This window comes from Specibacter sp. AOP5-B1-6 (assembly GCF_052376555.1).
GTDB lineage: Bacteria > Actinomycetota > Actinomycetes > Actinomycetales > Micrococcaceae > Specibacter.
The window spans coordinates 1-7,004 of sequence record NZ_JBQSVT010000074.1; the positions used below are offsets into that span (position 1 = coordinate 1).

The following is a 7,004-nucleotide window of genomic DNA, read 5'->3' on the forward strand; positions in this document are numbered from 1 at the left end:
ACGAGATTCACGGCGCCAACCGTGATGAACTTGCACAACTGGCCGCCTTCGTTCAGCACTTTATCCGCCAAGGACTGCCAATTGCTCTATTGTTTGCAGGCCTGCCCGCCGCCGTCTCCGATCTGCTCAATGAGGGCGTCGCAACATTCCTCCGCAGAGCCGACCGAATCGACTTGCATGCCGCGGCAATCCGCGAGGTTGAAGACTCCTACCTAGAAACGTTTGCAAGCCTAGAACACCCAATTTCGTCGAAACTTATTCGGAAAGCAGCCGAATCAACCGGAGGCTACCCATTCCTCATACAACTGGTGGGATACCACTTATGGCAGATAGCGGAGTCCACAGAAGCCCCGCTGACAGCAGCAGGCGTTGATCTGGCTTTAGCTGCCGCACACCGGAAAAACACTCGCGTAGTCCTAGCTGCGGCATTGGCCACGGCATCGCCCAAGGATATCGAGTTCTTACAGGCAATGTCTGAAGATGATGGGCCATCGAACACGGCTGATATTGGAAGGCGCCTCGGAGACGCAAAAAATACCATCGGCAACTACCGAGCCCGGCTCATCGACGCTGGGCTCGTCCAACCCGCAGGCCGTGGACTGATTGACTTCGCCATCCCCGGCTTGCGTGAGTATATCGCCGGAATTTGATGCTGTAAGGCTGCAAGTAATCAATGGCAACCGCCCTTTGCCCACTAGGGAGAAGCACGAAAAGCCCTAAGTTTAGGCCTCAGTTCAGACCCACGATGGGGCGCTTCTTCCGAGGATTGCAGGCTTTAGTGGTCGAAGAAGTATCACTGTGTCGTTGGCGTAACCCTCACCGGGCACCTGCCGGCTTTCGCGAATTGGCGCAGCTGTTCCTTGATGTCGAACCGTACTGTAGGGCTAATGGGGATGCCCATATCACCAGCTCTGCGTCTCCCGGTACCCTCAGGGGCTGTGCACGTTCACCGTTCGCTCGAGGCGAGCTATATTCGCTGTCGGTGACGCGGGTGGGTGTGTGCAGGCGGTGGGTCGGTCCTCCCATGGTTCGCTGTGGTGGCGCGGTGATGCTGAGGCGCTCCCGCCCTTGTGGCCGCGGCGCCTGAGACTGGTGTGTGTTCCGACACCAGGTTGTGGTCGCGCGATTCGTTCTCTGCGCGAGGGGTTCGACGTCAGTCGGGGGTGTAGGGGCTGATCTCCAGCTGGTCAGCTCCGTGATCGTGCAATGCCTTGACGACACGCTGTGTGGCGATGAAAGCATAGTTCTGATATGGCTGGCCGTAGAGGTTCTGGATGTCAGACCCCGGGGACGGATCGGTCGCGAAGCCGGTGTATCCCTCGAGAGGCGAGCCGGCGTGGTCTCGAACCTCGACGTCGAAGGTTCGGTAACCGGTGACCTCAGCTGCGAGAAGTGCCTCGATGAAACGAGTGGAGGCAATCTTCAACGCTATCCCACCGGTCCACAGCAAGTCACCGAACTTCTTACCTCCGTTGTAGGGAGCAAGCCATACCGGGAACGGAAGTTCTTCAGGACGCCAGTCCACGATGAACGGGTAGACACTGGAGACACCGTCGGGCATGTACCAGGGTTCTCCGGTGATCTTCGGTTTACCTTGTCCGCAGACGGTGAGCCACACATCGTTGCGTCTTGATCTGGCCCCTATACGAACCCACTCGGACATACGCTCACCTTTCAGCAACGGTAGAACCCCGCGTAAACGGCCGTAATCGCCGCATTGAACTGAAGCACGGTTGCCTTCGTCGCGTTCGGGTTCTGGTCAATCCATCTCTTCCAGTCACGGTTGTACGCGGCGGCCAGAGCGGAGTGGTTGTTGGCCACCCCAGCAGTCGAAACCAACCACAGACCGAAGCTCGGGTCATGGATCTGAATGCCCTTAGGGCCGAAGTACTCGTTGTAGATCTGGGGCATGGTGTGGTGCGCCTGGCACCGCGACCCGGGGTCGTAACCGGTTCGCTGGATCAGGTTGTACCGAAAATTCGCCGACGTATAAGGCCTGTATGCCGCCGCCATCAGGGCCGTGTCTTGACCTTGGGTCGCGGCAACGGTGGTGACGCCTACCGTTGTTTCCGACGTGAGCGATGAAGCGGACGCTGCCTGGCCTGACATCCCGACAGCTACTGCCATCAGGAAGGCAGCAATCAACGTCCAAAACTTACGGATCTTCATGGGGTCCCCCTCTGCCCTAAGTGTCGTGACGATCGCCATCGATAATCACAGACGACGTAAATCTAGCCGTTGCCCTAGGCGCTACACAAGAGCTCGTTTTCTGGAAAATAGCCTCGGTCGTTCATGCGGGTGGTCAATCGCCCGCCGTCCCGTCCTCGCAAGAAGCACCCGCAAGGGGTCCGTCCGGACAGTCACCGACGAACAGTCCCGTAAGCCGATCCTTCGCCGGAACGTGTGCAGAGCACTTCGGAATTTTTCGAAACTGCATGGTTCTACAGGAGGCCCATTGCCGTATACCCTGCCCGACTTAATGCCCGATGACCGGGCGTTATACGGGACAGGATTTCAGGCCCACATGAGCCCATTGATTTGGCTCTGACCATGCCGGCCCAACGTTCGCTAGTGCTCTCCTGGTCCCAGGCAGATTGGCCGTCTCGCTGGGAAACTTGAGCCGCTATTTTCATCGGCGACGATGCGTGTCGTAGGAAAGTGACACGAAACTGGGAATATCGGTGATCTGGGACTGAGTGTCACCGCAGGTCAGAGCACTTCGTTGGTGACAGGCAGCTTGGGATCGTACACCTCCGCGACTTGCCATGGAACTTGACCTGTCAATTTTGTAAACGCTTCCAGTGCTTAATCAACAATATTGGGCAGTATCTTCGACAATCAAGCGTAATTATATGGAAACGCTTGCATTAAGGTTTCATGCGCTGCTAGCGTCACAGGCATTGCTGTGCGCCCTGTGCGCCATATCACTATTGGAGTCAAAGATGACAGAATATCTGCGCGCCCGACGATCGCTTGCCCTGGCGATCTCGGGCGCTTTGGCAGCTTCAGCCTTGCTGGCACCTGCATTCACGATCGCCACAGCCACGGGAGCCGATGCGGCGGACGACCGGGTGTTCACCTTCGTGGGCGACCTGCAGGACGAACTTGGTTGCGCGGCTGACTGGGCAGCGGAATGCCCCGAGACGGAACTGGCAGAGACCGGCACTGCCGGCGTTTACGCTGCAGACTTCACTCTTCCCGCTGGTTCCTTCAACTACAAAGTTGCCGTGAACAAGTCCATGGATGAGGCCTATGGCCACGGCAGCGAGAACATTCCCCTGGCGCTTGCGGGGGAGAGCAGGATCCGGGTCACCTTTGACGACACCACGAAACGAATCGGCGTGCAGCCGCTTGAGCTGCGCGGAGACTACAGTGACGCCGACGATGCACTGGTCGCGGCTCCCGTCCGCCAAGCCGGTTCGGGCGAGAATTTCTACTTTGTGATGACAGACCGTTTTGACAACGGTGACACCTCAAACGACGAGGCGGGCATCACGGGAGGACGCCTGCAAAGTGGTTACGATCCGAGCGACAAGGGATTTTACAACGGTGGCGACATCGCCGGCCTGCGCAACCGGCTCGACTACATCGAAGGCCTGGGCACCACCGCCATCTGGCTGACGCCGAGCTTCAAGAACCAGCCGGTGCAGGGCGAAGGAGCAGATGCCTCGGCCGGCTACCACGGCTACTGGGTGACTGACTTTACTCAAATCGACCCACACCTTGGCACGAACGACGAACTGTCCGCACTGATCGACGAGGCGCACGCCAAGGGCATCAAGGTCTACTTCGACATCATCACCAACCACACGGCCGACGTTATTGCCAACGAGCAAAACCAATACTCCTACCTGGAAAAGAAGGATGCGCCCTACAAGGACGCCGCAGGGGCACCCTTCGATCCCGCAGACTTTGCAGGCTCGGACAGCTTCCCCGATCTCGACCCGGCCACCAGCTTCCCGTACACGCCGAAAGTTCAGGACGCTGAGAAGAACCTCAAGGTTCCGGCGTGGCTGAATGACACCACGCTGTACCACAACCGTGGCGACTCCATCTGGTCGGGTGAGTCTGAAACATACGGTGACTTCAACGGCCTGGACGACCTCATGACCGAACACCCGAAGGTCGTCGACGGCTTTGTCGAGGTGTTCCAGGACTGGGTCGATTTCGGCATCGACGGGTTCCGCATCGATACCGTCAAGCACGTCAACCTTGAATTCTGGCAGAAGTGGACCACGGGTGTGCTCGACTACGCCCACGAACAGGGCAAGGATGACTTCTTCATGTTTGGCGAGGTTTACAGTGCCGACCAGAAGATCCTTTCCCCGTATGTGCGCGAGACCGACATGAACTCGGTTCTCGACTTTGCCTTCCAAGACGGCGCGGTGGGCTATGCCACCGGCAACTCCGCACGGGGACTGCAAACGCTTTTTGCCGGGGATGACCATTTCACGACGACGAAGAGCTCGCCGACAGCGCTGCCCACCTTCCTCGGCAACCACGACATGGGTCGTATTGGTTACTTCGCCAACAACACCGCCAACCCCCTGGAACGCGACGAACTCGCCCACGAGCTGCTCTACCTCACCCGCGGCCAACCGGTGATCTATTACGGAGATGAACAGGGCTTCGCCGGCGAGGGCGACGGAAAAGACAAGAATTCGCGCCAGAGCCTCTTTGGCACACAGGTGGCTGAATACGCAGAGCAGAAGCTCGTCACGGGCGAAACAAATGGCACCGCCGACCGCTTCGACACGGAGGCTCCCCTCTACACGCACATTGCGGCACTCGCCAAGCTCCGTGCCGACCACCCCGCCCTTGCACAGGGCGCACAGATCCAGCGTTATGCCGAGGACGGGGCAGGCATCTACGCGTTCTCCCGCGTTGACCGGGACGAAAAGGTGGAATACCTGGTTGCCTTGAACAACGCCACCGAGGAAAAAACTGTTGCGGTGACCACGCTGACGCAGGACGGCGGATTCGAGCCCCTCTACGGTGCCGACTCGGCTGTGCAGAGCGACGATGCAGGGGCCACCACCATCACCGTGCCAGCCATGAGCGCGGTTGTGTACCGTGCCGACAAGGGCGTCACTGCACCCGAAGCTGCCACTGACATCGCACTCACCCTCCCCGCCGCGGGTGCTGCCCTCACCGGAAACACGGCCGTGAGCGCAAGCATCGACGAGAACGGTTGGGCCGAGACGAGCTTCGCCTACCGGGTTGTGGGCGGCGACGAATGGACACCGCTCGGCACCGCGGAGAGCACCGCGCCCCGAGTGTTCCACGACAGCGAAGCACTGCCGGCCGGCACACTCGTTGAATACCGCGCGGTGACAACGGATGCGGCAGGCAACCACAGCGCCGCCTCCAGCTACGGCTCCGCAGGATTCGCCGTGAACACGGAGGAGGCCGAGACGCCCGAGACTGAGATCAGCATGGTTTCAGTACCCGGCAACCACAACGTCGCCATGGGCTGCTCTGCCGACTGGCAGCCGGCCTGTGAAACGGCAAAGCTCACCAAGAACGAAGATGGCATCTACACCGGCACGTTCGAGCTGCCGGCAGGCGACTACGAGTACAAGGTCGCCCTGAACGGCAGCTGGAATCTGGCCTACGGCGCCGGCGGTGACTCCAGTGGCGATGCGAAGAACCTGGCTTACACGCACGACGGCGGACCGGTCACCTTCCATTGGAACCCCGTCACGAAGATCGCCCAAAACAGTTCGCAGGCACCGATCATCACGCTTGCCGGTGATTTTCAAAAGCAGCTCGGCTGTAGTGAAGACTGGAAGCCGGCCTGCTTTGCAACATCCATGCACGACAGCGACGGTGACGGCGTCTACGAGTTCTCGACCGACAAGCTTGCGGCCGGCAACTACTCCGTCAAAACTGCGCATGGCCTTGGCTGGGACGAAAACTACGGCGTTGGCGGTGCTCCCGGCGGCGACAACCTTGCGTTCTCTGCCAGCACCGGCAAGCAAATCATCTTCCGCTACACCCTGGCAACGCACATCCTCGAGATCGACGTGGCCGATTCTCCGCTCGCCGGTCTCGGCACGCTGCAAGGCAAGTGGATCGACGAAAACACCCTGGCCTGGCCGACAGCACTGCTCGGCCCGGTCCCTGCTGCGGACGCGTCGTGGCAGCTGTTCCATTCAGCCTCTGCAGCACTGGAAATTGCAGACGGTGCCGTCTCCGGCGGCAGCGCCATTGACCTCAGCTACGATTCCGCAGGATTCTCACCTGAGCAGCTTGCAACATTTCCGGCACTCAAAACCGGTTACATCGTTCTGCGCCCCGCAGCCACGGACCGGGCGAAAACGGCAGGGCTGCTCAAGGAGCAGCTGCAAATCGCCCAGACAAGTCACGGAGCGCTCAGCGCCTACACCGGCGTGCAGCTCCCCGGTGTTCTGGACAGCCTGTATGCCGGCTCCCTGGCCGGGCACACGCTCGGAATCACGTGGAGCCAAGCCAGCCCCAGCTTCACCCTGTGGGCACCCACCGCCCAGCAGGCAACACTGCTGACATGGCCCGCAGACGGTTCGGGAGAGCCTGCACGCACAGCCGCCACGTGGGATGCCGCAGCGGGAACGTGGACGGCCGCACCCACGGTGATTGCGGAGAACGCACCTTATCTATGGGAGGTCAACGTCTACGCCCATTCGACGGGCAAGGTCGAAACAAACCAGGCAACGGACCCGTACTCGATCGCCCTGACAACGAACTCCACCCGTTCGATCGCCGTCGACCTCGACGCGCCCGCCTGGGCACCCGAGCAGTGGGCCAAGACGCCGGCCCCGGTCATCGAAAAACAGGTTGACCGATCCATCTACGAGCTGCACGTGCGTGACTTCTCGATTGGCGACACCACAGTGCCGGAAGAAGAACGCGGCACCTACCGCGCCTTCACCCGCGACAGCGCCGGAACTGCCCAGCTCCGGGAACTCGCAGCAGCAGGCATCAACACCGTGCACCTCCTGCCCACCTTTGACCTCGCCACGATT

3 protein-coding genes and 1 pseudogene are annotated in these 7,004 nt (G+C 60.2%); 2 read left to right on the forward strand and 2 right to left on the reverse strand.

Features of this window, described 5'->3' with window-relative positions; all coding sequences use genetic code 11:
• Positions 1 to 650 (forward strand): annotated as a pseudogene (locus tag ACT3TS_RS19245) (ATP-binding protein); the annotation flags it as partial.
• A 503-nt stretch (positions 651 to 1,153) separates the two neighbouring features.
• Here the strand turns inward: ACT3TS_RS19245 and ACT3TS_RS19250 are convergent.
• Both ACT3TS_RS19250 and ACT3TS_RS19255 read right to left on the reverse strand, forming a co-directional pair.
• A complete protein-coding gene (locus ACT3TS_RS19250) occupies positions 1,154 to 1,663 on the reverse strand; it encodes a hypothetical protein (RefSeq protein WP_444533144.1) in 510 nt (169 codons plus the stop codon).
• Between the two features lie 11 nt (positions 1,664 to 1,674).
• Entirely contained in the window at positions 1,675 to 2,169 is a 495-nt protein-coding gene (locus ACT3TS_RS19255; protein ID WP_444533145.1) for a hypothetical protein, read from the reverse strand.
• A 773-nt stretch (positions 2,170 to 2,942) separates the two neighbouring features.
• Here ACT3TS_RS19255 and ACT3TS_RS19260 point away from each other — a divergent pair.
• On the forward strand, positions 2,943 to 7,004 hold a 4,062-nt coding region (locus ACT3TS_RS19260; protein WP_444533146.1), incomplete at its 3' end, for a pullulanase X25 domain-containing protein.